The 25,474-nt window shown below is 49.4% G+C and carries 25 protein-coding genes; 17 read left to right on the forward strand and 8 right to left on the reverse strand.

The window, feature by feature from the left end; translation table 11 throughout:
• The first annotated feature begins 96 nt into the window (after window positions 1-96).
• Window positions 97-1,917 (forward strand): translational GTPase TypA, encoded by a 1,821-nt coding sequence (gene typA / locus ELR70_RS05650; RefSeq protein WP_054017000.1) that lies wholly within the window; start codon window positions 97-99, stop codon window positions 1,915-1,917.
• Between the two features lie 113 nt (window positions 1,918-2,030).
• Here typA and ELR70_RS05655 read toward each other — a convergent pair whose 3' ends face one another.
• The 5 genes from ELR70_RS05655 to ELR70_RS05675 form a co-directional block, all read right to left on the reverse strand.
• Window positions 2,031-2,879, reverse strand: coding sequence for a CZB domain-containing protein (locus tag ELR70_RS05655; RefSeq protein WP_054016999.1), 849 nt, complete (start codon window positions 2,877-2,879; stop codon window positions 2,031-2,033).
• A 41-nt stretch (window positions 2,880-2,920) separates the two neighbouring features.
• Window positions 2,921-4,012, reverse strand: a complete 1,092-nt coding sequence (locus ELR70_RS05660; RefSeq protein ID WP_054016998.1) for an ABC transporter substrate-binding protein — start codon at window positions 4,010-4,012, stop codon at window positions 2,921-2,923.
• Window positions 3,957-6,092 carry a GNAT family N-acetyltransferase gene (locus ELR70_RS05665; RefSeq protein WP_082353320.1) on the reverse strand — a complete coding sequence of 712 codons (2,136 nt, stop codon included), beginning with the start codon at window positions 6,090-6,092 and terminating at the stop codon, window positions 3,957-3,959. Before ELR70_RS05665 ends, ELR70_RS05660 begins: the two co-directional genes overlap by 56 nt.
• The gene (gene uvrD, locus ELR70_RS05670) at window positions 6,040-8,205 is read right to left on the reverse strand and encodes a DNA helicase II (protein ID WP_054017024.1); all 2,166 of its coding nucleotides are present in this window, start codon (window positions 8,203-8,205) and stop codon (window positions 6,040-6,042) included. The genes ELR70_RS05665 and uvrD overlap by 53 nt, the downstream gene beginning before the upstream one ends.
• Window positions 8,206-8,352: 147 nt before the next feature.
• A complete protein-coding gene (locus tag ELR70_RS05675) occupies window positions 8,353-9,297 on the reverse strand; it encodes a chemotaxis protein CheV (RefSeq protein WP_054016996.1) in 945 nt (314 codons plus the stop codon).
• A 200-nt stretch (window positions 9,298-9,497) separates the two neighbouring features.
• On the opposite strand from ELR70_RS05675, the gene ELR70_RS05680 reads away from it, so the two are divergent.
• Together ELR70_RS05680 and ELR70_RS05685 are read left to right on the forward strand one after the other, a co-directional pair.
• Complete coding sequence (locus tag ELR70_RS05680) at window positions 9,498-10,559, forward strand: potassium channel family protein (RefSeq protein WP_054016995.1); 1,062 nt, start codon at window positions 9,498-9,500, stop codon at window positions 10,557-10,559.
• On the forward strand, window positions 10,556-10,753 hold the full coding sequence (locus ELR70_RS05685) for a hypothetical protein (RefSeq protein ID WP_046004895.1): 198 nt from the start codon (window positions 10,556-10,558) through the stop codon (window positions 10,751-10,753). Before ELR70_RS05680 ends, ELR70_RS05685 begins: the two co-directional genes overlap by 4 nt.
• Window positions 10,754-10,780: 27 nt before the next feature.
• Here the strand turns inward: ELR70_RS05685 and ELR70_RS05690 are convergent, their stop codons facing one another.
• Window positions 10,781-11,245, reverse strand: coding sequence for an EVE domain-containing protein (locus tag ELR70_RS05690; RefSeq protein ID WP_054016994.1), 465 nt, complete (start codon window positions 11,243-11,245; stop codon window positions 10,781-10,783).
• 174 nt (window positions 11,246-11,419) lie between these two features.
• Between ELR70_RS05690 and tesB the strand changes: the two genes are divergently transcribed.
• Window positions 11,420-12,286, forward strand: a complete 867-nt coding sequence (gene tesB / locus ELR70_RS05695; RefSeq protein ID WP_054016993.1) for an acyl-CoA thioesterase II — start codon at window positions 11,420-11,422, stop codon at window positions 12,284-12,286.
• A gap of 25 nt (window positions 12,287-12,311) precedes the next feature.
• Here the strand turns inward: tesB and plsB are convergent, their stop codons facing one another.
• Window positions 12,312-14,738: a glycerol-3-phosphate 1-O-acyltransferase PlsB gene (gene plsB / locus ELR70_RS05700; RefSeq protein WP_054017023.1), complete on the reverse strand. Its 2,427-nt coding sequence runs from the start codon at window positions 14,736-14,738 to the stop codon at window positions 12,312-12,314.
• 387 nt (window positions 14,739-15,125) lie between these two features.
• Between plsB and rpsJ the strand changes: the two genes are divergently transcribed.
• The 13 genes from rpsJ to ELR70_RS05765 all read left to right on the forward strand — a co-directional run bounded on the left by rpsJ (window position 15,126) and on the right by ELR70_RS05765 (window position 23,949).
• Window positions 15,126-15,437, forward strand: coding sequence for a 30S ribosomal protein S10 (gene rpsJ, locus ELR70_RS05705; protein WP_005495349.1), 312 nt, complete (start codon window positions 15,126-15,128; stop codon window positions 15,435-15,437).
• A 27-nt stretch (window positions 15,438-15,464) separates the two neighbouring features.
• On the forward strand, window positions 15,465-16,100 hold the full coding sequence (gene rplC / locus ELR70_RS05710) for a 50S ribosomal protein L3 (protein WP_049863778.1): 636 nt from the start codon (window positions 15,465-15,467) through the stop codon (window positions 16,098-16,100).
• 17 nt (window positions 16,101-16,117) lie between these two features.
• Window positions 16,118-16,720 carry a 50S ribosomal protein L4 gene (gene rplD / locus ELR70_RS05715; RefSeq protein ID WP_010386164.1) on the forward strand — a complete coding sequence of 201 codons (603 nt, stop codon included), beginning with the start codon at window positions 16,118-16,120 and terminating at the stop codon, window positions 16,718-16,720.
• Window positions 16,717-17,019 (forward strand): 50S ribosomal protein L23, encoded by a 303-nt coding sequence (gene rplW / locus ELR70_RS05720; RefSeq protein WP_049863779.1) that lies wholly within the window; start codon window positions 16,717-16,719, stop codon window positions 17,017-17,019. Before rplD ends, rplW begins: the two co-directional genes overlap by 4 nt.
• Before the next feature lie 17 nt (window positions 17,020-17,036).
• Window positions 17,037-17,861 carry a 50S ribosomal protein L2 gene (gene rplB, locus ELR70_RS05725; RefSeq protein WP_054016992.1) on the forward strand — a complete coding sequence of 275 codons (825 nt, stop codon included), beginning with the start codon at window positions 17,037-17,039 and terminating at the stop codon, window positions 17,859-17,861.
• Window positions 17,862-17,877: 16 nt separating this feature from the next.
• A complete protein-coding gene (gene rpsS, locus ELR70_RS05730; RefSeq protein WP_010367084.1) occupies window positions 17,878-18,156 on the forward strand; it encodes a 30S ribosomal protein S19 in 279 nt (92 codons plus the stop codon).
• Between the two features lie 12 nt (window positions 18,157-18,168).
• Entirely contained in the window at window positions 18,169-18,501 is a 333-nt protein-coding gene (rplV, locus tag ELR70_RS05735; RefSeq protein ID WP_010386167.1) for a 50S ribosomal protein L22, read from the forward strand.
• 12 nt (window positions 18,502-18,513) lie between these two features.
• Window positions 18,514-19,215 carry a 30S ribosomal protein S3 gene (rpsC, locus tag ELR70_RS05740; RefSeq protein WP_010386168.1) on the forward strand — a complete coding sequence of 234 codons (702 nt, stop codon included), beginning with the start codon at window positions 18,514-18,516 and terminating at the stop codon, window positions 19,213-19,215.
• Between the two features lie 13 nt (window positions 19,216-19,228).
• A complete protein-coding gene (gene rplP, locus ELR70_RS05745) occupies window positions 19,229-19,642 on the forward strand; it encodes a 50S ribosomal protein L16 (RefSeq protein WP_049863781.1) in 414 nt (137 codons plus the stop codon).
• On the forward strand, window positions 19,643-19,834 hold the full coding sequence (gene rpmC, locus ELR70_RS05750) for a 50S ribosomal protein L29 (protein WP_010376372.1): 192 nt from the start codon (window positions 19,643-19,645) through the stop codon (window positions 19,832-19,834).
• Entirely contained in the window at window positions 19,834-20,091 is a 258-nt protein-coding gene (gene rpsQ / locus ELR70_RS05755) for a 30S ribosomal protein S17 (RefSeq protein WP_049863782.1), read from the forward strand. Before rpmC ends, rpsQ begins: the two co-directional genes overlap by 1 nt.
• Window positions 20,092-21,065: 974 nt before the next feature.
• A complete protein-coding gene (locus ELR70_RS05760) occupies window positions 21,066-21,941 on the forward strand; it encodes a hypothetical protein (protein ID WP_054016991.1) in 876 nt (291 codons plus the stop codon).
• Window positions 21,942-22,071: 130 nt separating this feature from the next.
• Window positions 22,072-23,949, forward strand: coding sequence for a methyl-accepting chemotaxis protein (locus ELR70_RS05765; protein WP_054016990.1), 1,878 nt, complete (start codon window positions 22,072-22,074; stop codon window positions 23,947-23,949).
• 45 nt (window positions 23,950-23,994) lie between these two features.
• On the opposite strand, the gene hemN is transcribed toward ELR70_RS05765, so the two are convergent.
• Entirely contained in the window at window positions 23,995-25,365 is a 1,371-nt protein-coding gene (gene hemN / locus ELR70_RS05770; protein ID WP_054016989.1) for an oxygen-independent coproporphyrinogen III oxidase, read from the reverse strand.
• Window positions 25,366-25,474: the final 109 nt, after the last annotated feature.

Raw genomic sequence — 25,474 nt, forward strand, 5'->3', positions numbered from 1 at the left:
TAATACGCGACCTTTAATTGTGGATCGGCATCTTAGGTGCGCATTTTTGCGCGATTCGACTAGGATCACTGAGGGCCAACTTCTCTGAGTAAAAATATGAGCATTGAAAAGTTAAGAAATATCGCGATCATCGCGCACGTTGACCATGGTAAAACTACCCTAGTCGATAAGCTGCTGGAACAATCTGGCACATTAGAGACACGCGGTGGCAACGAAGAGCGTGTCATGGACTCGAATGATATTGAAAAAGAGCGTGGCATCACCATCCTGGCGAAAAACACCGCCATCGAATGGAACGATTACCACATCAATATCGTTGACACCCCGGGACACGCCGACTTTGGTGGTGAGGTAGAGCGTGTACTTTCAATGGTTGACTCAGTATTGCTACTGGTTGATGCCCAGGAAGGTCCAATGCCGCAAACGCGTTTCGTAACGCAAAAAGCATTCGCGCTGGGTCTGAAGCCTATCGTTGTTATCAACAAGATCGATAAGCCAGGTGCACGTCCTGATTGGGTAATGGATCAGGTATTTGACTTATTCGATAACTTAGGCGCGACTGACGAGCAGCTTGACTTCCAGGTTATCTACGCATCCGCTATCAACGGTTGGGCGACCTTGGACCTGGACGAGCCGTCAGACAACATGCAGCCAATGTTTGAAGCCATTGTTGAGCAGGTAGAAAAGCCAGACGCAGATCCAGAAGGCGCGTTCCAGATGCAGATCTCTCAGCTGGACTACAACTCTTACATCGGTGTAATCGGTGTAGGCCGTATCAAGCGCGGTACAGTGAAAGTAAACCAGCAGGTGACTATCGTTGGTGCTGACGGCTCAACACGTAACGGTAAAGTGGGTCAGGTTCTGACTTATTTAGGCCTTGACCGTCATGAAGCACAAGAAGCACAGGCTGGCGATATCATCGCTATTACAGGTCTGGGCGAGCTGAAAATCTCTGACACTGTGTGTGATGTCAATGCGGTTGAAGCACTACCTGCGCTATCTGTTGATGAGCCGACGGTAACTATGACTTTCTCTGTAAACACGTCTCCGTTCTCAGGTCAGGAAGGTAAATTCGTTACTTCACGTAACATCCTTGAGCGTCTTCAGGCAGAACTGGTACACAACGTTGCACTGCGCGTTGAAGAAACCGACAACCCGGACAGCTTCCGTGTATCTGGTCGTGGTGAACTGCACTTAGGTATCCTGATTGAAAACATGCGTCGTGAAGGTTATGAGCTGGCGGTATCTCGTCCAGAGGTAATCCTGCGCGAAGTAGATGGTCAGCTGGAAGAACCGTATGAAACGGTTACTGTTGACGTACAGGAAGAGCACCAGGGCGCTATCATGGAGCAACTGGGCCTGCGTAAAGCAGAAATGACTGACATGGCACCAGATGGTAAAGGCCGTATCCGTATGGACTTCATCATGCCATCTCGTGGCCTGATTGGTTTCCAGACTGATTTCATGACACTGACTTCTGGTTCTGGTCTGATGTACCACACGTTCGATCACTACGGCCCGCACAAAGGCGGTAACATTGGTCAACGTAAGAACGGTGTACTGATCGCAAACGCAGCGGGTAAAGCGCTAACCAATGCCCTGTTCAATCTGCAGGACCGTGGTAAGCTGTTCATCGGTCACGGTGTTGAAGTATACGAAGGGATGATCATCGGTATTCACGCACGTGATAACGACCTGACGGTTAACGCCCTGAAAGGTAAGCAGCTGACCAACGTACGTGCATCGGGTACTGACGAAGCACAGAACCTGGTTCCGCCTATCATAATGACACTTGAGCAAGCGCTTGAGTTTATCGATGATGACGAACTGGTAGAAGTAACACCAGAAAGCATCCGTATTCGTAAAAAGCTACTGACTGAAAGCGAGCGTAAGCGCGCAAGCCGTCAGGCCAAGTAAGTAATTACTTGCCGAATACAAAAAAACGCCGCAATTGCGGCGTTTTTTATTGCGATAACGAATGAGCTAGCACAGCCCAGGCGTGTCATTTCACGGTTGCCAGCAATGGGTATTCAGAACAAGCCATAGGCTTCGGTTTCTTCCGGTTCATATTGCCGTAAGTGGTCCGGGCGAAAGATAGCACTGGGGTCGAGTACCAGGCTATGTTGTTCTCCCTGTTTAATCAGCCCTTTCATCATTTTGCGGGTTTGCGGATCGATTTCAAAACCCATACTGGTCATTTCATGCAGAGACTTGATGTCCGACTCATCGCAGTGAATATTGTCCTCGACCTGATCGACCAACAGGCCAATGTGTGGCTGCTGACCATCCTGGGTGGTGAAGACGATAATGGGCTTGTGGTCCAGAATGATTTGATCCCGGGCCGACTCAAACAGGCGGATCAGCTTCATAAAGGTGGTCGACTTTTCTTTCTCCAGTAATTGCAGGGCCTCATCTTTATTTCCCTTGGCATTGATGGTGAGCAGCTTGTCTGCCAGCGCATGGAGTTTGTTATGAGGCTCCTCAAAGCGCGCCAATAGTGTGCGCAGGTCGTCATTGTCGGTTTTAAAGCTATAGTACCATTTGCCAAAAGCGCATTGCTTGGGATCTTTGGCTTGGGTAAAAGGCTGATCGTTATAGATGCTGCGTTCCAGCTCAGCGAGCCAGGCTTTATGATCTTGCTCGCGCTCCTGCAACATTGTGACCAGAGACTTATTAATGTCGTAAGACGACTGGTTATTTAATATCAAGCCCAGATCAAAGATGGGCGTCGGTGTGCCCATGTAATCCTTCACGCCCATAAAGCTGGGGTTATCATTGGGCAAAGAGGTGAGGTTGCCTTCGTAACGCTCCGTAAGCAGGATATCCAATATTTTTAGTGAAATGGTTTTTTTCCCTACCCGAAAATTAATTAAATCCATGTCTGCCTCTGTACGTTTACCTGATGCTCTAAGCATAGACATTATTGAAGGTAAGATCGATACACGCGGGGTTTATTCTCTGTCTCTGAGAGGCCAAAAATATGTCTGATCCCTTTATTCTCCGTCAGAACCTGTTGCAAGGCACCTGGCAGACAAGTTCGGGTTATCGGGCGCGGGCAATGTTCAAGTGCCGCTGTAAAAATGGCGGCATTGAGAAAGCCCTCAAATACCTGCGGACTGGTCTGTAGCCCTTGCCTGTGCGCCAGTAATCGAAACAAATCGCATAATTCAGCCTGACAAGTCTGAAGGGCAGGTACGACTTCACTGATCATCAGGGTAGGTTTGCTGGTGAGCTGGGCAAACAGGGCTCTGGACGAGGTAAAGGAGACGCCGCTAAAAGTCCCCTTAAAGCCCCGATGCATCGCCTTGTCTATGAATATCGACAGTGGTTGGTAAGTGCCAATCATGGCGACAGCCGTCGCCTCGCTGCGCATGATGACTTGAAGTGCTTTTTTAATGTCGGCACTGTTGCGCCGAAACCGAGCGATCACAGTCGGTTGCATACCCCGCTCAGCCAGAGTCTGGCGAAAGCTTTTTTCCAGTGTCAGGCCAAACTCGTCGGCCTGGATCAACAGTGCAATGTGCTTGTGGCCCTGTTCGTCAACCAGATAAGTGACTTGTTCACTGGCTTCATCCATATAACTGGCACGCCAATTAAAGATCGGGTAAGGAGTGTCGTGGCGCAAAAAGTCCGCACCGGTAAAAGGCATCAGAAAAGGTAACTTATGGTGTGTCAGAATAGCCTGGATGGCATGAGCTGTGGGTGTTCCCATATTGCCAAACAGTGCCATAACCTGATGCTGTTCAATTAAATAGCGGGTGTTGACCACAGTGCGGCTGGGTTCATAGCCATCGTCCAGTACTATTAATGAAATAGTGGGGTGGGTTTTATTCACTTGGGCGTTAGCATAATCAAAATAGAGATCTGCGCCTTGCCTGAGTTGTTGGCCAATATCTTTGGCGGGCCCGCTCAATGCGACCGACATGCCAAGCCTGAGCGCCTCATCGGCGATAAGTTCAGGGCTGCCCAGCAGGGCGATGCAACAGCTCAGGGTTGAGATTAATTTCAGCATGCACTTCCGTCACAAGTGACCGCATGGCGGTCTGTCGTTGTTTTTTTGTAGCCAAATTCAAAGTATCTTCTAATACTTTTGGCGGGTGACGCTGTAATAATAGCCGAATCACTAAGGCTTGGGAACTGGCTGATAATCGGTCCAGCAGATCAGGGCGGCACTTGAGCAGTTCAGTGACCAGTGTTGCGATCTGTTGTTCTCCTGCAGCACCGCTCGCAAAGTAGCTTAGCTGTGCTAACAATAAGGTATCTGGTGTATGGTGCGGGAGTGTTTTATGTAGCTCAGTAACCAAATCGCAGGGAAAATCACGATATAACTCGCTGAGCTGATTGAGTAGCAGGTGTTTGAACCATAGCTGAAGTGGTTCGAGTTGGATATGTTTATTAAGAGGTTTAATCACCAGCAGTGCAAATTCACCGCTGGCTTTATCTTGCTTAAATCCCAATTTAACGGGCCGGTACTGATGATGTTGCCAAAACCTGAGCAGCTGTGCATTACAGCCAAAGCTGCTGCCGAAGTAATCAACCTCGCTGCTGAGTTGCTGCTCAGCAAAGCGTAGTAGCTGACTGCCAATAAGCTGCCCCTGTTGCTGCGGTGACACGGCAATGCGCACCACCCGGGCACCACGACGTTGTGCCAGCTTCGGGTTGCCAGTGAGCTGAGCGAGCTGTTGTGCCATTAAATGTCCAGCCGGGCGGCGTGCAGTCGCAGCTATGTCCTGACTGAGTGCGGCGTCAAAGCCGCCTTCCAGCTTGAGCAGACACACTGCCACCACACAGTCTTGCTGACGGGCAAGGTATAAACGATTTTGCGGGCTATCGAGCAGCTGGCGCAGATCGTTCACCGAGGTTTGGTAGTGCGCCAGCACCAGCAAAGCAAAAACCTGAGACAGGGTGTCTTCATCCGCTGCCAGCTGTGCACCTGAGCATGACTCGAATGTGCAGGGTGCCGACGGTATCGAGGGCTGCTGATAATCACAATCCAGGGCGAATAGCTGACGCAAACGAGCTTCAAGCGGATCCCCTGCGCTGTAGCGGATTGGTTGACTGAGTGACAAGTTCAGACGCTGCGGGTGAGCGTGTTCAAGTTGCCTGGCAAAGCGCAGCGTATAACCCCGGCCATTGCCTTCATAGCCAATCAGGGTGCTGGAAAACACCACTTTAGGGTAAGCATCTAACAATGACATCAGTATGGGCACGGGAATAGCCGCGGCCTCATCAACCAGCAACACATCACAGCTCGGGCGTTGTGCAAGAAGCTGATCGGGTGGCATAAAGCGCAGGTTTGCAAGCTGATTGAGCTTATCGATGACCGGCTCATCCAGTGCCGCGCCGAGATGGACAAAGCTGTTATGAACAGCACGACGCTGCTGCGCGCACAGAATAAAGGTCAATTCGGGCAGGCTGGCCGCCAGTTTGCCCAGTAACGAGGATTTGCCCCGACCACGATCAGCGCTGAGTAACACGGGCCCGGGCGTAGGCTGCGTTAAGTGGGCTGTCAGCTGAGCCAGCGCGTTGTGCTGCTCGCTAGTGTCTATTCTGGCTTGCGGCGCATCATAGTAATCTGGCAATAAGTCGCCCTGTGACTGACTGATCTGCCATACTGAGGTGCAGGTTAGCAGGCGCTGCCAGCGCTGCAGATAGGGGCTGAACTGTGCAGTTTCGTTGTAAGACAGCCAGCGTGCCAGCGCCGGATCGCACCAGTTATGCCACTGAGATAATTCCGGTGCGAGCAGAATTAACAGGCCGCCGGCTTGCACTGTGCCTGCGGCAGCTGCAAGCTTATTCGGTAACACTCCGCTGTAGAGATCGTAAACGACGCAGGAATATTCCTGGCCCAGCACCTGATGCAGATGTTCAGGCCAGCAGGCGCCAGGCAGGTCTGTGTGCTGACTCAATACCAATGCTGAGTCAGCCAGAGTAGGGAAGAGGTGCCGTACCTCGTCATAAGTCCAGTCCTGCTCTCCACTGATCAGCAATAGCTGACGATGCCTGGCCTGCGCGAGCAGGGTGAGCAGACGCGCAAGTTTAAAGTGATTGCAGTCTGGCATAGGCCGTGACCAGCCATTTGCTGCCGACATCGTCAAAATTTACCTGTATACGTGACTGTGCGCCGCTGCCTTCGTAATTAAGTACTGTGCCGGCTCCAAATTTGGCATGTAATACGCGCTGGCCCAGGCTGAAGCCGCTGTCTTCAAACACAGCATGACTCACTGAACTGCTGAAGCGGCCGCTGGGGGCCGGGCGTGACACTTGGGTCTTGATGCGAATTTCTTCCAGGCAGTCTTCGGGGATCTCGCGTAAAAAGCGCGACGGGCTGTGGTATTTTTCCTGACCATAGAGGCGACGGCTTTCCGCATGACTGATATAGAGCTTTTCCATTGCCCGGGTCATGCCCACGTAACAGAGGCGGCGCTCTTCTTCGAGACGACCGGATTCTTCATGGCTTTGTTGTGACGGGAACATGCCTTCTTCCACGCCCACCATAAAGACCAGTGGGAACTCCAGACCCTTGGCCGAGTGCAGCGTCATCATCTGTACCGCATCTTCGTGTTCGTCGGCCTGACCTTCACCAGACTCCAGTGAGGTATAGGCTAAGAAACCTTGTAGCGGTGAGCTAAACTCTTCTTCTACCGGCAGTTCAAACTGACCGCAGGCGTTGATCAATTCCTCAAGGTTTTCTACCCGGGCACGGCCTTTTTCACCTTTTTCTGCCTGATACATGGCCAGCAGACCGGATTGTTCTATGGTGGTTTTGGCTTGCTCAGCCAGCTCCAGTTCCATCAGCTTGTCGTCGAGCTGTTCAACCAGTTCAATAAAACGGCGAATGGCGGTGGCAGCGCGGCCAGCCAGGTGCCCTTGCTCCAGCACCGCTTTGGCGGCATACCACAGCGGCAGCGACTCTGCCCGGGCGCAATCACGAATATGGCTCAGGGTTTTGTCGCCAATGCCACGTGCCGGGGTGTTGATCACCCGTTCAAACGCGGCATCGTCATTGCGGTTGCTGATCAGGCGCAGATAAGACAGGGCATCTTTGATCTCCTGGCGTTCGAAGAAGCGCATACCGCCGTAAATACGATACTTCAGGCCTTCCTGTAACAAAGCTTCTTCCAACACCCGCGACTGGGCATTGCTGCGATAAAGTACGGCACAGTCGCTCAGTGCGTTGCCACCCTGCAGCCAGGACTTTACTTTACCAACCATAAACCGCGCTTCATCCAGTTCGTTAAACGCGGCATACACGGAAATCGGCTCACCCTGATTGCCGTCGGTCCACAGGCTCTTACCCATGCGCTCGGCGTTGTTCTGGATCAGCGCGTTGGACGCTTTCAGTATGGTGCCGGTGGAGCGATAGTTCTGCTCCAGGCGAATGGTTTCTGCGTCAAAGTCGCTCAAAAAGCGTTTGATGTTTTCAATGCGTGCGCCCCGCCAGCCATAAATACTCTGGTCGTCATCGCCGACTATCATGATATTGCTGTCGCTACCTGCCAGCAGTTTTAGCCATAAATACTGAATGCTGTTGGTATCCTGGAATTCGTCAACCAGCATATGACGGAAGCGTTGCTGGTAGTGACGCAGCAAAGTGGGGTGTTGCTGCAGTACTTCATAGCAGCGTAGCAAGATCTCTGCAAAGTCGACTAATCCGGCGCGGTCACAGGCATCCTGATAGGCGGTATACACCTGCAACATCAGTTGTTCGTTGACGTCATGGGCGGTAATGTCTTTAGGGCGCTGACCTTCGTCTTTACGCGCACTGATGTACCAACTGAGCTGCTTGGGTGGCCACTTTTTATCATCGATGTTCATCGATTTCAGCAGGCGTTTGATCATTCTCAGCTGGTCATCGGAGTCTAAAATCTGAAAAGACTCGGGTAGTTTTGCTTCTCTATGATGGGCGCGCAAAATACGGTGAGCCAGACCATGGAAAGTGCCGATCCACATGCCGCCTACCGGACTTTGCAAGGTCTCTTCGACCCGGGTACGCATCTCTTTAGCGGCTTTGTTGGTGAAGGTGACGGCAAAGATGCTGTAAGGGGAGGCATGCTCAACCTGCATCAGCCAGGCAATGCGGTGCACCAGTACCCGGGTTTTGCCCGAGCCCGCGCCTGCCAATACCAGCATATTTTGCAGCGGTGCTGCAACCGCTTCACGTTGTTTGTCGTTTAAGCCGTCAAGTAATTCTGATACGTCCATCTTTGCGCCCATCGTTTATATTCAGCGCAAAGTATACCTAGGGCAGGGCACAAAGCCCAGTTTGGTGCGGGTGTTTTGCATACCTTAAAAACTAACCAAATGATAAATATGAGGTTTTAAATTCTCTTTACCTGTTTTTATATACAGTTACTGATTCAGTACGTCTTTTAGTCGACGCTGCATTTCCTCAACCAGGCGGTCCGGCTGGAACTTTGACAGGAAAACATCACACCCTACTTTTTCAACCATGGCTTTGTTGAAGCTGCCACTGAGCGAGGTATTGAGCACGATGTAGAGATTCTTCAGACGACTGTCGTTGCGGATCTCATAGGTTAATCGATAGCCATCCATGACCGGCATCTCCGCATCGGTGATCACCGCCATGAGCTCCTGCTCGACATTGATGCCTTCGTCGGCCCAGTGTTGCAATAGCTTCAGGGCTTCATGGCCATCGGTGGCGGGCAGTACTTCGATACCCAGCTGAGCCAGAGTATCTGACACCTGGCGACGAGCGGTGGGAGAGTCATCAACATGCAATATTTTGCGTCCCTGAAACTCATTGATGATGTTTTTATCCAGAATGTTTTCGGGGATCACCACGTCGTACGCGATGATTTCGGCCAGTACTTTTTCGACGTCAATGATTTCAACCAGCAGTTCCTGATCGCCGCGTTTGAGCTTGGTCAGTGCGGTCAAATAGTGGTTGCGGCCAACTGAGCGTGGCGGCGGCATAATATCAGACCAGGTGGTGTTGACGATTTGGTCGACTTTACCTACCAGAAAAGCCTGAATGGTGCGATTATATTCCGTGATCACCAGGTTACTGTCGCTGTCGTATTCACAGTGCGGCATGCAAATCGCCTGGCGTAAGTCGATCACAGGGATAGACTCTCCCCGTATAGTGGTTACACCGGCTACCTTAGGATGTGCATTTGGCATCTTATTCAGGTGGGGCAGCTTAACGACTTCTTTGACCTTAAACACATTGAGCGCAAACAAGTGGCGGCTGTGCAGATGGAACAATAGTAATTCGAGGCGGTTTTCTCCCACCAATTGTGTGCGTTGATCAACGGATGCTAATACTCCGGCCATAAAGCGATCCTAAGATATGTACCTTCTCTCAGTATATACTTATTAGTAAATAAATTAACACTCTCTGTGCACACTATTTAAGCCTCGGCAGGTTGAGTTGAATTAAGTCAGGTGGCAGGAGGTGGCCAAGGACCTGTCTCAGTTGCATAATCCTGATTATTCAGTATGGTAAATCAGAGACTTGGAACATAGGAAGGACAATGCCTTTGTTATTTAAGCGCTTGCTGTTGGTATTGCAGGCGCATATTGATCAGGCCAGCTGGCCCTTGATTGGTCTGGCGACACTGTTGCATATGGGGGCAACCTGGGCGCTATTATGGTTCGCTCAGGAGCATGCCTTACTGCCCGTCAGCACTTATATCTATTATTACGTGGTGACCACATCGACCGTCGGTTATGGCGACTTTAGTGCCACAACCGATATGGGACGCCTGGTTGTGGCCATATTTCAAATCCCGCTGGGTCTGGCGCTGTTTGGTATTTTGCTGGGGAAGGTTGGGCAACTAATTACAATTTGGGTAAAACGAGCAATGAAGGGCGATAAAGACTATTCACATCTGAGCGATCACATCATTATCTTCGGCTGGCATGCAACACGCACCGAGCGCATGATCGAATATATCCTGGCCGACAACAAACGCATAGCCAGGCGCATCGTGCTGGCGGTGAGTGATGAGATGGAGCACCCGCTGTTGCGCTTCACCGAGGTTGACTTTGTTCGCCTGGTAAGTTTTACCGATGATCAGCAACTGGCGCGCACCGGACTGGCCCATGCAGACAAAATCATTGTGGATGGTCAGGATGACGATCAGACCTTTACTACGGCATTAAAACTGAGCCCGCTGGTAAAAACGTCTGCACACATCAGTGCCCATTTTAACGATGAAACTAAAGCGCAATTATTGCGCCAGCACTGTCGTAACGTCGAGTGCTCGACCGCCATGTCTGCCGAGATCCTGGTGCGTTCGATGCAAGACCCTGGGTCCAGTCGCATTCAGGAAGAGCTGCTATCGACACTTCATGGCGATACTCAGTTTAGCTTGCAGTTGCCGAAGTCTTTAGGCGCGCTGACCTTTGGTCAGCTATTTTTGTATTTTAAAGAGCATCACAATGCGACTTTGCTGGGGGTGGCGCACGATCTCAGCGGTCGTGATATGGATTTAAACCCGCCTCTGGATTACGCGCTAAAAGGGGGAGATGTACTACATTACATAGCTCCGCAGCGGGTGCTCCATAGTGAGGTGAACTGGGAGCGAGTATGACCGACGAACTGATGTTACTGATGGGCGCGCTCTGCCTGTATTTACTGCCCATAGGGCTGGTTGCTGGCAGTAAGCGCACCCGTGGCCATGAAAAAAATGGCTGGCTGATAGGTACTTTGCTGTTTTCCTGGCTGGCGTTGATCTTGTACTTCTCTATGATCCCCAAGGGGGGAAAACAGAAAAAACATCGCTGAAGTCTATTGCGCTCTGGCCGGGCGGTGTTACACAGCGCCGCCAAGCCGGCAGATATGTGTCCACTCCGCTTCGGTGACTGGCATAATAGAAAGTCGGCCGGCTTTTTTCAGTGCCAGCTCGGTGATCGCTGTGTCGGCTTTGATTGCTTTCAGCGTAACCGGGTGTGTCAGATGTTGCGCGTAGCGCAGTGTTACACCGACCCAGCGTGGGTTGTCCTGGTTGGACTTAGCGTCATAATAATCGCTGCTCAGGTCAAACTGATGGGGATCGACCTCAGCGCCCTTGGTCACTGTGGCGATACCCACAACGGCCGGTACTTTGCAGCTTGAATGATAGATAAAGACCTGGTCGCCAACCTGCACATCGTCGCGCAGAAAGTTACGTGCCTGATAATTGCGGATCCCTTCCCAGAACGTACTCTGCTCAGGTGCCTGATGTAGATCGTCAATGGAGAATGCGTCAGGTTCGGTTTTAAATAACCAGTATGCCATGTCAATTACCTTGTCAGAAAAAGCGGACAACCAGTTTACCTCACTCTTGCCTGGCCCGCTATGTGCTCAGTCTGTCGTTTAGTGTTAACCACCTGATTTAACTTGCGATGCCTCTCTTTACTTGCACAATAGTGTATAATTATGAGATCCGCTACGCAGTGAAAGAGGTGCGCAATGAGTCAGGCATTAAAAGGGTTGCTGGAGCTACTTCAGCTGGAAGAAATTGAACAGGGGATCTATCGCGGTCAGAGCCAGGATCTGGGCTTTCCGCAAGTGTTTGGCGGCCAGGTAATGGGTCAGGCGTTATCGGCAGCTAAATATACGTTGCCAGAGGGGCGTTATGTCCACTCGTTGCACTCGTACTTTTTACGCCCGGGAGATGCCAGCAAACCCATAGTGTATGATGTGGAGAATATTCGTGATGGGCGCAGCTTCAGCACGCGCAGGGTCAGCGCCATTCAGTACGGCAAGCCTATCTTCTATATGACAGCCTCCTTCCAGGGAGATGAACCCGGCCTATCACATCAGTCTGAAATGCCTGAGGTACCCGGCCCCGAAGCGCTGCGGTCATCGCTGGAATTTTATCAGGACAAAGCTGATCTGATCCCTGAGCCTCTGGTTGCCAAGTTTACGCAACAGATGCCCATTGAAATGCGCCCTGTGGAATTTCATAATCCGTTTCAGCCAGAGGTGATGGAGCCCGTGCGCCATGTCTGGTTTAAAGCCAGTGGCGAGATGCCCGATGATCGCCGCATCCATAACTACTTGTTGGCCTATGCCTCGGATTTTGAGTTTTTGCCGACGGCGTTGCAGCCCCATGGCGTATCCTTTATGCAGAAGAATATGCAAGTAGCGACCATAGATCATGCCATGTGGTTCCATCGTCCTTTCCGCATGGACGAATGGCTGCTCTACAGTGTTGACAGCCCCAGTGCCAGTAATGGCCGCGGCTTGGTCAGGGGCCAGTTCTTCAATCGTCAGGGGGAGTTGGTGGCGTCGACTATTCAGGAAGGGGTGATGCGCCAGCGCGAAGCGCGCTGACGCCGACTTGTTGGTAGTTCGTCTTTTATAGTGTGTCGCGGATGGACTGCCAGATCCTGGCTGGCAGCAGATCATTGAGGTGATCAGACAGCGTTGTGAGTGCGGGCAACGCTGCGATTTTTTGCTGATCGGAAATGTCGATAAAGCCCTGTGCCTGCAACACGCTGATCAGGTTACTTTGCACTTTCTTGTCAAAAAACTCCGGGCTCTTAATGCCATGTAAGGTACCCAGTCGTTTGGCCAGCACCTCACTTTCACTCTCCAGCGTTGCACGCGCAATCCCCTGATCTCGCAGCAACAAGCTAACACTGATGGCATAGCGCTCGAGTGTCAGATGGATCACTTTGCCGAGCATTTCCAGCTGTGCCAGTGCCTTGTTGTCTTTCACTGCGGTGGCCAGATGGCCATCAAAGTCTATGAGACCCTGCTGAGCGAAGCAGTTCAACACGTCTGTGATATAGTCTTCACGCAGGTCATGCATAAACCACTCTTTGGTAAAGAGCGGGTACAGTGTGCTGAGACGCTCCTGGCACTCAGTAACCGTGACGCTGTAACGGTTAAACAACATCTGGGCAATCACGCTGGGTACGGCAAACAGGTGCAATATGTTGTTGCGGTAATAATTGAACAGGGTACGCTCTTTTTCCTTAATGGTGATGATCTCACCCAGCTCATCTTCCAGTATATCGAATTTATCCAGTTTCAGCGCATGCTTTAGCAGCGCCTCTGCGTCTTCTTCCGGTGCGGTCACATTGGCGCTGTAAGGTGCCTGACTTTGCAGGGTGAGGTAGAAGCGTAACTGGGCTAACAGCTTCTGTTTGCTCAGTGCAAACTGCTCATTACACAACAGTATCATGGCCAGCAGGTTGATGGAGTTCAGCGCTGCACTGGCATTAATGTTGGTCATGATTTGGTCTGCAACTAATGCCACCTGGCCGTTTAGCCATTGCGGCTTAACGCCTTCATCCTGGCCTATGGCATCTCGCCAGTCAGCCTGATGTTCATTTAGATATTGATTCAGGTGTATAGGCTCACCAAAGTTCAGATAGCCACGGCCATAGTTTTTGAGGTTTTTAATGGCTTTAAATACACCAGCGACAGATTCATTCTTTTTACTGTTACCCGCCAGTTCCTTCAGATAGGTATTGATCTCCATGACATGTTCATAGCCAATATAAACGGGCACAATGGAGATGGGGCGGTCGATACCACGCAGCATTGACTGCATAGTCATGGCCAGCATACCGGTTTTGGGTGGTAATAAGCGACCAGTACGACTGCGGCCACCTTCGGTATAAAACTTCACTGAATACCCTTTGATGAACAACTGGGTCAGATACTCTTTAAAGATGGCGGAGTAGAGTTTATTCCCGGCGAAGGAGCGGCGAATAAAAAATGCACCACAACGGCGGAAAATACCGCCTGCAGGGAAAAAGTTGAGGTTTACGCCCGCTGCAATGTGTGGCGGCACCAGACCCTGATGGTAGATCACATAGGTCAGCAGCAGATAGTCCATGTGGCTGCGATGACAAGGCACATAGATGATCTCATGACCTTTGTCGGCCAGCTCATGTACGCGTTCTGCATTTTTTACTTCAATGCCGTTGTAGAGTTTATTCCACAGCCAGGTCAGTACGCGATCTCCGACACGGACCATGGCTTCTGAATAATTAGCCGCGACTTCTTCCAGCAATTCCAGTGCTTTTAGCCGCGCTTCGTCATGGCTTAGCCCTTTTGATTTGGCTTCGTCTGCAATGGCCCTTTTTATGCTCGGCGCAGCCAACAGAGAGTTGAACAAGGCTTCGCGAGAGGGCAGTTTGGGTCCTGTTGCGGCCAGCTTCTGGCGGTGAAAGTGCACCCGGGCCACACGCAGTAATTTATGGGGCAACTCGTCGACATCTGCTTTGTCTGTCATAAGTTGATCCAGCGCGATGGGCGCGGAAAAGCGCACCAAGTTGTCGCGGCCGGAAAAAAGCACCACCATGGCCTTACGTAACCAGCTGGGTGTCAGTGAATGGCTAAACAGAGTACCTAAGCCGGGCTTTTCTTTACCGGGATTACGACCCCACAGCACAGTCACTGGGATTACTTGTGCTTTGATATCGGGGTGCGCACGCAGGGCCGAGAAAATGGCTTTGCCTTGGTCAATCGCCGGGCTTGGGCCTGGCGTTTTGCTCAGTAACGGAGTCGGATTCTTGATGCCGATGAAACGCGGCAGCGTTTTACTTCCCAGCACCTGGTCCTGCATAGGGCTTGGCAGTCCAAGCTTTTTACACATCGCATTCAGTGCAGCCAGATCGGCCCGAGAGTTTAGTCGGGCAACGTAAAAAGTGGGCAAGTTTGGATCCAGGTCGAACTGCGACACCGGGTCTGTCGGCAACAGTTTGCTCCTGACCAGCAAGCAGTTGGTCCATTGGGCCACTCGGTTGAGCCCCAGAGAAAGTAAGCGCATAGCGGTACCAGATTTGTATTTTTGCTGTATAGAATAACAGGCTTTAACTGGACTGACCATTTATGTCAGTACAATGACAAGGCTGATGTGTGTATTCTCTTGTGTAAAGTATAGACGCCTTGAGCCACTTACAGTGAAGACGCGCTGCAGGACAAATAATTTCGTAATAATTGTTGCATTTATCACCAATGTCATTATAATGCTCAAACTTTCTGTGATTCGTCACAAGAAAGTCATACAAAGGCCTGGATTTCAGGCACGTAAACAGGAACTCCGATTTGGAGTTCAATGGTAGAAATAGAAGAACAACCGACCTCTTATAAATTGAGATGGCCTCGGGGGTTTTTTTATGCTCTTTTTAAATGCTCTTTTAATTGAGGTTTAAGAATGTCAAATCAACGCATTCGTATTCGCCTAAAAGCTTTTGACCACCGTTTGATTGACCAATCAACGGCGGAAATCGTGGAAACTGCGAAACGCACTGGCGCTCAGGTACGTGGTCCAATCCCACTTCCTACTCGCTTCGAACGTTTCACTGTATTGATCTCTCCGCACGTAAACAAAGACGCGCGTGATCAGTATGAAATCCGCACCCACAAACGTCTGATCGACATCGTAGAACCAACTGACAAGACTGTAGACGCTCTAATGCGCCTAGACCTTGCTGCTGGTGTTGATGTTCAAATCAGCCTGGGTTAATCGAAAGATTAGAGAGGTTTTAGGAAAATGGCATTAGGTCTAGTCGGTCGTAAAGTGGGTATGACACGCATCTTCACTGAAGATGGTGTATCTATCCCTGTGACAGTTATCGAAGCGACTCCTAACCGTGTTACTCAGATCAAATCTGACGCAACAGACGGTTATAACGCGCTTCAAGTTACTGCAGGCGAGAAAAAAGCAAGCCGTGTAAACAAACCAGAAGCGGGTCACTTCGCTAAAGCTGGTGTTGAAGCGGGTCGCGGCCTGTGGGAATTCCGTCTTAACGGCGGTGAAGGTGAGTTTGAAGTAGGTGCTGAGCTTACTGTTGAGCTATTCAACGAAGTAAACAAAGTAGACGTTACTGGTACTTCAAAAGGTAAAGGTTTCCAAGGTGGTGTTAAGCGCTGGAATTTCAGCACGCAAGACGCTACTCACGGTAACTCTCTATCTCACCGTGCTCCTGGTTCAATCGGTCAAAACCAATCACCTGGTAAGGTGTTTAAAGGTAAGAAAATGGCTGGTCAAATGGGTAATGTGCAAACAACTACTCAGAACCTAGAGCTAGTACGTGTTGACGCTGAGCGTAATCTGCTTTTAGTTAAAGGTGCAGTACCTGGCGCTATCGGCGGCGACGTTATCGTTAAACCAGCTGTTAAAGCTTAAGTCCTGGAGATTTAGTGATGGAATTAGCAATTAAAGGCGCTGGTGCGCTTGAAGTTTCCGAAGCTACTTTTGGACGTGAGTTTAACGAAGCATTAGTACACCAAGTAGTTGTTGCTTTCGCAGCAGGTGCTCGTCAGGGTACTAAAGCTCAGAAGACACGTTCTGAAGTTGCTGGTGGTGGTAAAAAACCATTCCGCCAAAAAGGTACTGGCCGTGCACGTGCTGGTACAATCCGCAGCCCAATCTGGCGCAGCGGTGGTGTGAGCTTTGCAGCTAAGCCGCAAGATCACAGCCAAAAAGTTAACCGTAAGATGTATCGCGGTGCGATCAAGAGCATTCTTTCTGAGCTTGTTCGTCAAGATCGTCTAGTAGTTGTTGAAGAATTTGGTCTAGAAGCACCAAAGACTAAAGAACTAGTAGCTAAGCTTAAAGAGCTTGAGCTTAAAGACGTACTAATCGTGACTGAAGAAGTAGATGAGAATCTATTCCTTTCTGCACGTAACCTGTACAAGGTTGACACGCGTGATGTAGCTGGCATCGACCCAGTAAGCCTAATCGCTTTCGATAAGGTACTGATTACTGCTGCTGCTGTTAAGCAACTTGAGGAGGCGCTAGCATGATCCGTGAAGAACGTCTTTTAAAAGTAATCCTTGCTCCACACATCTCTGAGAAAAGCACCATCTCTGCTGAAGAGAACAACACGATTGTTTTCAAAGTAGTTAAAGATGCAAACAAAGCAGAAATCAAAGCTGCTGTTGAGAAGCTTTTCGAAGTAGAAGTAACTGGTGTTCGCACGCTAAATGTTAAGGGTAAAACTAAGCGTACAGGCATGCGTTTCGGCCGTCGTTCAGACTGGAAGAAAGCCTACGTTACTCTTAAAGAAGGCAGCGAGCTAGACTTTGTCGGCGGCGCCGAGTAATAAGGGGAGTTAGAATTATGGCACTTCAAAAGTGTAAACCAACTTCTGCGGGTCGTCGTCACGTCGTTAAAGTGGTTAACCCTGATCTGCACAAGGGTAAGCCTTACGCTCCGCTATTAGAGAAAAACTCTAAATCAGGTGGTCGTAACAACAACGGTCGTATCACGGTTCGTCACATCGGTGGTGGTCACAAGCAACACTACCGTTTAATCGACTTTAAACGCACCAAAGATGGCATCCCAGCTAAAGTTGAGCGTCTAGAGTACGATCCTAACCGTAGCGCAAACATCGCTCTTGTATTATATGCAGACGGTGAGCGTCGTTACATCATTGCACCTAAAGGTGTTCAAGCAGGTGATGCAATCCAGTCTGGTGTTGATGCACCAATCAAAGCTGGTAACGCAATGCCTATGCGTAACATCCCAGTAGGTACAACGGTACACAATGTTGAGCTTAAGCCTGGTAAAGGTGCTCAGATTGCCCGTTCTGCTGGTGCATATGTACAGATCCTAGCGCGTGAAGGCCAGTACGTGACTCTACGTCTACGTTCAGGCGAAATGCGTAAAGTTGAAGCGGATTGTCGCGCAACTATCGGTGAAGTAGGTAACGCTGAACACATGCTTCGTTCACTAGGTAAAGCTGGTGCAACTCGCTGGCGTGGTGTTCGTCCTACAGTTCGTGGTGTTGCCATGAACCCGGTAGACCACCCACACGGTGGTGGTGAAGGTCGTACATCTGGTGGTCGTCACCCTGTGTCTCCATGGGGTAAGCCGACTAAAGGTGCTAAGACACGTAAGAACAAGCGTACTGATAAATTTATCGTACGTCGTCGTACTAAGTAATAGTTGAGGAATTGCCATGCCACGTTCTCTCAAGAAGGGTCCATTCATTGACCTACACTTGCTGAAGAAGGTAGAGAAGGCGTTGGAAAGCGGTGACAAGAAGCCTATCAAGACTTGGAGCCGTCGTTCAATGATCATCCCTAACATGATCGGATTGACCATCGCTGTCCATAATGGTCGTCAGCACGTACCTGTATTCGTTACAGACGAAATGATCGGTCACAAACTAGGTGAATTTGCACCTACACGTACTTACCGCGGTCACGCTGCGGATAAGAAAGCTAAAAAGCGTTAATCGGAGGGTATGATGGAAGCATTAGCTAAACACAAATTCGCCTCTGGTTCGGCGCAAAAAGCACGTCTAGTTGCAGATCAGATCCGCGGACTTCCGGTTGATCGCGCGCTAGAAATCCTAGCGTACAGCCCAAAGAAAGCGGCTGTATTAGTTAAGAAAGTACTTGAGTCTGCTATCGCTAACGCGGAGCACAACGAAGGTGCTGACATTGATGAGCTTAAAGTGGCTAAAGTATTTGTAGACGAAGGTCCTACAATGAAACGTATTATGCCACGTGCTAAAGGACGCGCTGACCGCATCCTTAAGCGTTCAAGCCACATCACTGTTGTGGTTTCAGATAGCTAGGAGATATAAGTAATGGGACAAAAAGTTCATCCTACTGGTATTCGCCTAGGTATCTCTAAACCTTGGGTTTCTACCTGGTACGCGAATTCAAAAGATTTCTCTGAGCAGCTTTTTGGTGATCACAAAGTGCGTCAATACCTTACTAAGGAATTGAAAAACGCTTCTGTGTCTAAAATCGTTATTGAGCGTCCAGCTAAATCTATCCGTGTAACAATTCACACAGCTCGTCCTGGTGTTGTTATCGGTAAAAAAGGTGAAGATGTTGAAAAGCTTCGCCACGCTGTAACTAAGCTTGCTGGTGTACCTGCGCAAATCAACATCGCAGAAGTACGTAAGCCAGAGCTTGATGCACAACTAGTTGCTGACGGTATCTCTTCACAGCTAGAGCGTCGTGTAATGTTCCGTCGTGCTATGAAGCGCGCGGTACAGAACGCAATGCGTCTGGGTGCAAAGGGTATCAAAGTTGAAGTTAGCGGCCGTCTTGGCGGTGCTGAAATCGCACGTTCTGAGTGGTACCGTGAAGGTCGTGTACCTCTACACACTCTACGTGCTGACATCGACTACGCAACTTCTGAAGCTTTGACCACTTACGGTATCATCGGTGTTAAAGTTTGGATCTTCAAAGGCGAAGTTATCGGTGGTCTTCCACTGAAACAAGAAGCTGAGAAGCCAGCCAAGCGCGCTCCGAAGAAAGCTAAAAAAAGTGCTAAGTAAGAGGTAGCGACTAATGTTACAGCCAAAACGTACAAAATTCCGTAAAGTGCACAAAGGCCGCAACCGTGGTCTTGCAACTAGCGGTAATAAAGTTAGCTTCGGTTCTTTCGGCTTGAAAGCGACTGGCCGTGGCCGTATGACTGCTCGTCAAATCGAAGCAGCTCGTCGTGCTATGACACGTCACATCAAGCGTCAAGGTAAAATCTGGATCCGTGTGTTCCCAGATAAGCCAATTACAGAAAAGCCGCTTGAAGTTCGTATGGGTAAAGGTAAAGGTTCTGTTGAATACTGGGTTGCTGAAATTCAGCCTGGTAAAGTACTTTACGAGATGGAAGGTGTTTCAGAAGAGCTTGCTCGCGAAGCATTCAACCTAGCTGCTCGTAAATTACCTTTCAAAACCACTTTTGTAACTCGGACGGTAATGTAAATGAAAGCTAGCGAACTTAAAGACAAAAGCGTAGAAGAGCTAAATGCTGAACTTCTAGAGCTTCTGCGTGAGCAGTTCAACCTGCGCATGCAAGCGAGCACTGGTCAGCTGGCTCAGACTCACGAGCTGAAAAAAGTACGTCGCAATATTGCGCGTGTTAAAACGGTTATCAACCAGAAGGCAGGTGCATAATGAGCGATAAGATCCGTACTCTTCAAGGTCGTGTAGTTAGCGACAAAATGGACAAGTCAATCGTTGTTGCTATCGAGCGTCAGGTTAAGCACCCGATCTACGGTAAATTCATCAAGCGTACAACTAAGTTGCACGCACACGATGAGAGCAACACTGCGCAAGCAGGTGATACTGTGACTATCCGTGAATGTGCACCGATCTCTAAGAAAAAATCTTGGACTTTGGTAGACGTTCTGGTTCGTCCTAAGAAAGCTTAATTTTTATTAATTAAGTTTGTCTTAAAAGCCCCGGCCTTTTGGTCGGGGCTTTTGCGTTTGGGGCGGTCAGGTTATTTTTGGGGTCGTCTGAATAGGGCGACACTCCGTGAATGTGCGTCACCACCAAAACCCCTAAGAAAAAATCTTGGACTTTGGTAGACGTTCTGGTTCGTCCTAAGAAAGCTTAATTTTTATTAATTAAGTTTGTCTTAAAAGCCCCGGCCTTTTGGTCGGGGCTTTTGCGTTTGGGGCGGTCAGGTTATTTTTGGGGTCGTCTGAATAGGGCGACACTCCGTGAATGTGCGTCACCACCAAAACCCCTAAGAAAAATCTTGGACTTTGGTAGACGTTCTGGTTCGTCCTAAGAAAGCTTAATTTTTATTAATTAAGTTTGTCTTAAAAGCCCCGGCCTTTTGGTCGGGGCTTTTGCGTTTGGGGCGGTCAGGTTATTTTTGGGGTCGTCTGAATAGGGCGACACTCCGTGAATGTGCGTCACCACCAAAACCCCCTAAGAAAAAATCTTGGACTTTGGTAGACGTTTTGGTTCGTCCTAAGAAAGCTTAATTTTAGTTTTTAACTAAATTAAACTTTTGAAAAGCCCCGGCCTTTTGGCTGGGGCTTTTGCGTTTGGGGCACTCAGACTGTTCAGAAGGGTTTGCTGAATAGCGCGACGTTTCATGAATGTGCAGCATCCAAAACCTTCTAAGAAAACATCCTGGACTTTGGTAGACGTTCTGGTTCGTCCTAAGAAAGCTTAATTTTAGTCTGCAAATGTTCCTATTTCAGCCGTTTTCGATTACTCTTCTGCGTTTTCGATTCTGGTCCATTTGGTTGTATTCTGTGGGAGCTTGTTGTGATGGGTGGTTGCCCTCAGGTAAGCGTCGTCTGCAGTAGTTGTGGGACCAGTCTCTTTCCAAAATTTAAACCAGCTTGTCATGCATGGCGCATGTTGCAGCAGTGGGCTAGGTAGTTAAATGAAGAATAGATTAATTCAATGGTTGTGGCCGCTGGCTTTGTTGGGTGGGTGTGAAATGGTTAGGGTTGCCCAAGACACGACCATAGAGTTGCCTGTTGCATTGCAGCAGGCGGAGCACATGCGCTTTGCAAATCCCAGCGCAATTTTTAGTGATGAAAATCAGTTTACTGGTGAGTTTGAGTTCACAAACAGCGAGATCGGTTCCTGGGCGCAGGAGCGTGAAAAAATAAATGAGGAGTTTGAGCGCTCTGGCCTGATGGACTTTTTGCTGTTTGGTGATGCGATATCCTATATCAAAAGAGAATTTCTGGTGACTGCATCTCGAACCTTTTCTTTCGAGTTGATGGCTCAGGGGGCGCTGAAGGGGCGGTCCAGCTGCGGTATCTTTGCATTGTCTAATAAAACGGAAACAACTCGTCATGAAGTGCATTACGACATCCGTTCTTCTTTCAATGGTTATGACAGGCGTGATAAAACAGAATTGCTGTGTACTATCCAACAGGGAGGTACATCCTGGCAGCTGCGCCTGAAGGCGGCTGAAGAGAAAGCTGTGCAGGTTGAATTAACATCGCAGGATATGAGTTACACGGTTCAGCTTATTAACCGGGCATACGCTATATTTCCGGGTGAAGCGGGCCCTGAGCACAGAGAGTTGCCTAGCTGGGCATCCATAAACGCGGGGTTGCTTTTCAGTGATGCAGATAAGCAGGCGCTTGCTGCATATTCATTTGTCGGCGACCAAAAGATCTGGCTCAGTCAAGCGCTGTCAGACTCGCAGCGGGAACTGCTGCTGAGTGTAGCGTATAGTTTGGCAATGTTTCACTGGTATGACGGTGATTGGCAACCAATGCCCCAGAGACTGATGATGCGTTAGTGTGATTGATGCAGTGCTTGGGTGACAATGCAATACATTAGCGCAATATACTCTGCAAACTTTGCCTATCAGAGCAATACTTTACTATATTGTTTTGATGGAAGATCTTTTGATTTTGGCAAGGTAAGTTATGAAGCTCAAGCAGCTCTTGGTACTTTCTCTGATCACCGCAACGATATTGCCCTTACTCATCGTTACTCTTGTATTCGCAACCACGATCAGTGCCTTTTTAACTGAGAAGGTTGAGCAATCCGAAATCCCCACCGTACTCAAACAAATAAAGTATGCGGTTGAGCTTGATATCTATTCGTCCATCGCCCCATCAAGAGCGCTGGCAAAGAGTGAATTTATCAAAGCCTGGGTGGCCAATGGGGAAGCGCAAGAAGACCTTACCATGATCGTCCGGGAGCTGGGCACAGTGAAGCATGTGAACAATAGTAATACTGCTTTTATTGTTTCAGCAGTCAGCAGAAATTACTACACTCCTGCGGGTATTGTAAGGAGAGTGGAACCGGATAAGGAGCCATGGCTGGATATTTTTATCAATTCTGGTGCCGAATATGAAATTTCCATTGATGTAGACAAGTCGTCCACCGAAGCGACCGCTTTTATCAATTATGCCATTGAAGACAAAGGCCGCAGAGTGGGTTTAGCTGGGGTGGGGCAGTCACTGGGTGCGATGACCGAGTTAATAAGCTCATACAAAATTGGTGAATCTGGGATCGTCTTTTTAGTGGATGCCGATAATACAATCCAAATCCACCCTGACAGATCTGCTGTGGGCAGCAAGGTGGATATTACCGCTTTAGCTGGCAATGTGGTGTCGGAGGAAGTCAATGATAAGACCGTGGTGCGATCGGCAATAAAGCTGGACTCATTAGACTGGTATGTGGTTGTGGAAATTCCAGAAGAGGAAATGTTTTCAGCAATCAACACTGCAATTATGACGAACATTGTGATTGGCTTTGTGATTGCTGTGATAGGCCTGTTTGGTGCAAATCTGCTTGCGAATCGGATATTCAAGCCAATAGAAGTGATCTCAGATGCGGTAACAGAACTATCTGGCAAGGGTGGGGATCTCACTGCTCGGCTGAGGGTTGAGCAAAACAATGAAGTTGGCTTCCTGGGAAAACAGATTGATATCTTTTTGGATCAATTGCACGAGATGTTTAAAAGTGTTTCTGAGACGGCCAAACACGTAGAAGGAACGGCTGCTGAGGTATATCAGAATGTAAAGCATGTCCATGGTCTGTCTGAGCAACAGTCATCCAGTACAGACTCTGTTGCAGCAGCAGTTGAGCAGATGAATATGACGGTCTCAGATATATCAAATAACGCGCAGGACGCCTCTCAAGTAGCGTCGGATACAGAGGGCAATGCTCAGGTAAGTCTCAAGATTGTATCGGATACCATAGGTCATATGGCTGAACTGGAGTCGATAATGAGTAACTCCGTACTCTCTGTTAATCAACTCTCTAAAGAAATTGAATCAATCTCAGGTGTCCTGGAGGTAATTCGAGGGGTCTCTGAGCAAACTAATCTGCTGGCCCTCAATGCGGCTATAGAGGCGGCGCGGGCGGGCGAACAGGGACGAGGTTTTGCGGTGGTAGCGGATGAAGTACGTAATCTGGCGAAGCGCACCGCAGAGTCGACGGAAGAAATCAATGGCATGATCAATTCCCTGAATGCCACTGCAACCGAGACGGTGAACACCATCACACATGGCAGCGACGGGACCCATAAAACATCTCAGCTCTTATCTGAGTGTGGTAAGTCGTTACGAGAGATCTCTGAGCACATAGTCAGGCTGTCAGAAATGAATATTCAAATTGCCACTGCAACCAAGGAGCAATCAGCTGCAACCAGAGATATCAGCCAGAATGTCACGGTAATATCAGACACGGCCAGGCAGACAAAAGCGGCGATGGAGCAGACCTATCAGTTTTGTAATGACCTAGACGGTGAAGCTAAATCTCTCTCGGGCACCATAGGTAAGTTCAAGCTATAACGACAATAAGGCTGGCAGTATTAAACTGCTCAGCCGTTGTTAGAATCAAATCACCCGTGAAAAGCGGGTGTTTTTGATCTGCTGCTGCAGGTAGGCATCAAAACACATGCAGATAATGCGAATAAACAGGTTGCCTCTGGCCGTGACTTCTATGCGTTGCTCGCTGAGTTCAACCAACCCATCGTCCGCCAGTGGCTGAAGCGCAACCAGGGCATCTGCGAAATAGTCATCAAAGTCGATGTCATATTCCGAGGCAAAGGCGCCTTTGTCGAGCTCAAAGTGGCAGATCAGCTGTTTGATGGCCGCAGCGCGAATTTCGTCCTCCCGGGTTAGCTTTATGCCCTTATGAATGGCGCTATGGCGCTCAGTCACAGCCTGATAGTAAGGCTTCAGGTCTTTTTCATTTTGTAAAATGGCATTGCCAATTTGTGATATGGACGACACGCCCAGACCCAGAAGGTCGCAGTTACCATGGGTGGTGTAGCCCTGGAAATTGCGGTGCAGGTGATTGTGTCGCTGAGCCACAGCCAGTTCATCATCGGTTTTTGCAAAATGGTCCATGCCAATAAACTGATAGCCTGCGGCGGTCATCTGTTCCAGTGTTTGCTTAAAGATCGCCAGCTTTTCTTTTGGTCCCGGCATATCGGCGTCTTTGAGCTTACGTTGTGCCGCAAAGCGCTCTGGTAAATGGGCATAGTTGAATACCGACACCCGATCTGGGCCTAACTCAATCAGCTGCGCGATGGTGTCACGATAGGATGCAACGCTCTGATGGGGCAGGCCGTAAATCATGTCCATATTAATAGACTTAAATCCCAGCTCGCGAGCTTGTTTCAGTAATGCCAGTACTTCGTCAATTTGTTGCGGTCGATTGACTGCTGCCTGCACCCGATCGTTAAAATCCTGCACCCCAAATGAGACCCGGTTAAAACCGAGCGTTTTCAGCGCCGGCAGCATGTCGTCGGCCAGTGATCTGGGGTCAATTTCAATGCCGCGCTGGGCATCCGCTGTAAAAGTGAAATGTTGTTCTAACATAGTGATCAGGCGCGTCATTTGCGCCGTGGTCAGAAAGGTCGGTGTACCACCTCCCAGGTGCAATTGTTCAACCTGATACGCTTTAAACAAAGGGGCCTGAGCCGCGATTTCCTGTTCCAGGTGATCGAGATAGACATCGGCTTTAGACTGGTGGCGGGTGATGATCTTATTACACCCACAGTAATAGCAAAGCTGGTGACAAAACGGAATATGAATATATAGAGAGAGCGCACGGGTTTCTGAATGGGTGATGGCATCAACCAGATCGGCCTGTGAGTAACCCGACTCCAGCGACAGGGCCGTTGGATAAGACGTATATCTGGGGCCTGAGATATTGTACTTGTTGATAAGGGAATCATCCCACTGAGGTAATTTAATCACGATCGCACTCTCTTTGCTATTGAGGGGCTCAGTGTAAGCAAAGTTGCGCTTTGGGGCGTTGATCTAAAGCAAAAGGAGGTGCGGACGGTCGAAACACCCGCACACTGTG

The organism is Pseudoalteromonas sp. R3 (genome assembly GCF_004014715.1).
Lineage (GTDB): Bacteria > Pseudomonadota > Gammaproteobacteria > Enterobacterales > Alteromonadaceae > Pseudoalteromonas.

Excerpts from the sequence above, each read along its gene's own strand:
- rplD (WP_010386164.1), top strand. The coding sequence starts at position 16,118 with ATGGAATTAGCAATTAAAGGCGCTGGTGCGCTTGAAGTTTCCGAAGCT.
- ELR70_RS05665 (WP_082353320.1), bottom strand. The coding sequence starts at position 6,092 with ATGTCGGCAGCAAATGGCTGGTCACGGCCTATGCCAGACTGCAATCAC.
- typA (WP_054017000.1), top strand. The coding sequence starts at position 97 with ATGAGCATTGAAAAGTTAAGAAATATCGCGATCATCGCGCACGTTGAC.
- ELR70_RS05765 (WP_054016990.1), top strand. The coding sequence starts at position 22,072 with ATGAAGCTCAAGCAGCTCTTGGTACTTTCTCTGATCACCGCAACGATA.
- rplC (WP_049863778.1), top strand. The coding sequence starts at position 15,465 with ATGGCATTAGGTCTAGTCGGTCGTAAAGTGGGTATGACACGCATCTTC.
- ELR70_RS05685 (WP_046004895.1), top strand. The coding sequence starts at position 10,556 with ATGACCGACGAACTGATGTTACTGATGGGCGCGCTCTGCCTGTATTTA.
- rpsS (WP_010367084.1), top strand. The coding sequence starts at position 17,878 with ATGCCACGTTCTCTCAAGAAGGGTCCATTCATTGACCTACACTTGCTG.
- ELR70_RS05655 (WP_054016999.1), bottom strand. The coding sequence starts at position 2,879 with ATGGATTTAATTAATTTTCGGGTAGGGAAAAAAACCATTTCACTAAAA.
- rpsJ (WP_005495349.1), top strand. The coding sequence starts at position 15,126 with ATGTCAAATCAACGCATTCGTATTCGCCTAAAAGCTTTTGACCACCGT.
- ELR70_RS05760 (WP_054016991.1), top strand. The coding sequence starts at position 21,066 with ATGAAGAATAGATTAATTCAATGGTTGTGGCCGCTGGCTTTGTTGGGT.
- ELR70_RS05675 (WP_054016996.1), bottom strand. The coding sequence starts at position 9,297 with ATGGCCGGAGTATTAGCATCCGTTGATCAACGCACACAATTGGTGGGA.
- ELR70_RS05690 (WP_054016994.1), bottom strand. The coding sequence starts at position 11,245 with ATGGCATACTGGTTATTTAAAACCGAACCTGACGCATTCTCCATTGAC.
- ELR70_RS05680 (WP_054016995.1), top strand. The coding sequence starts at position 9,498 with ATGCCTTTGTTATTTAAGCGCTTGCTGTTGGTATTGCAGGCGCATATT.
- rplP (WP_049863781.1), top strand. The coding sequence starts at position 19,229 with ATGTTACAGCCAAAACGTACAAAATTCCGTAAAGTGCACAAAGGCCGC.
- tesB (WP_054016993.1), top strand. The coding sequence starts at position 11,420 with ATGAGTCAGGCATTAAAAGGGTTGCTGGAGCTACTTCAGCTGGAAGAA.
- rpsQ (WP_049863782.1), top strand. The coding sequence starts at position 19,834 with ATGAGCGATAAGATCCGTACTCTTCAAGGTCGTGTAGTTAGCGACAAA.
- rplB (WP_054016992.1), top strand. The coding sequence starts at position 17,037 with ATGGCACTTCAAAAGTGTAAACCAACTTCTGCGGGTCGTCGTCACGTC.
- ELR70_RS05660 (WP_054016998.1), bottom strand. The coding sequence starts at position 4,012 with ATGCTGAAATTAATCTCAACCCTGAGCTGTTGCATCGCCCTGCTGGGC.
- rplV (WP_010386167.1), top strand. The coding sequence starts at position 18,169 with ATGGAAGCATTAGCTAAACACAAATTCGCCTCTGGTTCGGCGCAAAAA.
- rplW (WP_049863779.1), top strand. The coding sequence starts at position 16,717 with ATGATCCGTGAAGAACGTCTTTTAAAAGTAATCCTTGCTCCACACATC.
- uvrD (WP_054017024.1), bottom strand. The coding sequence starts at position 8,205 with ATGGACGTATCAGAATTACTTGACGGCTTAAACGACAAACAACGTGAA.
- rpsC (WP_010386168.1), top strand. The coding sequence starts at position 18,514 with ATGGGACAAAAAGTTCATCCTACTGGTATTCGCCTAGGTATCTCTAAA.
- plsB (WP_054017023.1), bottom strand. The coding sequence starts at position 14,738 with ATGCGCTTACTTTCTCTGGGGCTCAACCGAGTGGCCCAATGGACCAAC.
- rpmC (WP_010376372.1), top strand. The coding sequence starts at position 19,643 with ATGAAAGCTAGCGAACTTAAAGACAAAAGCGTAGAAGAGCTAAATGCT.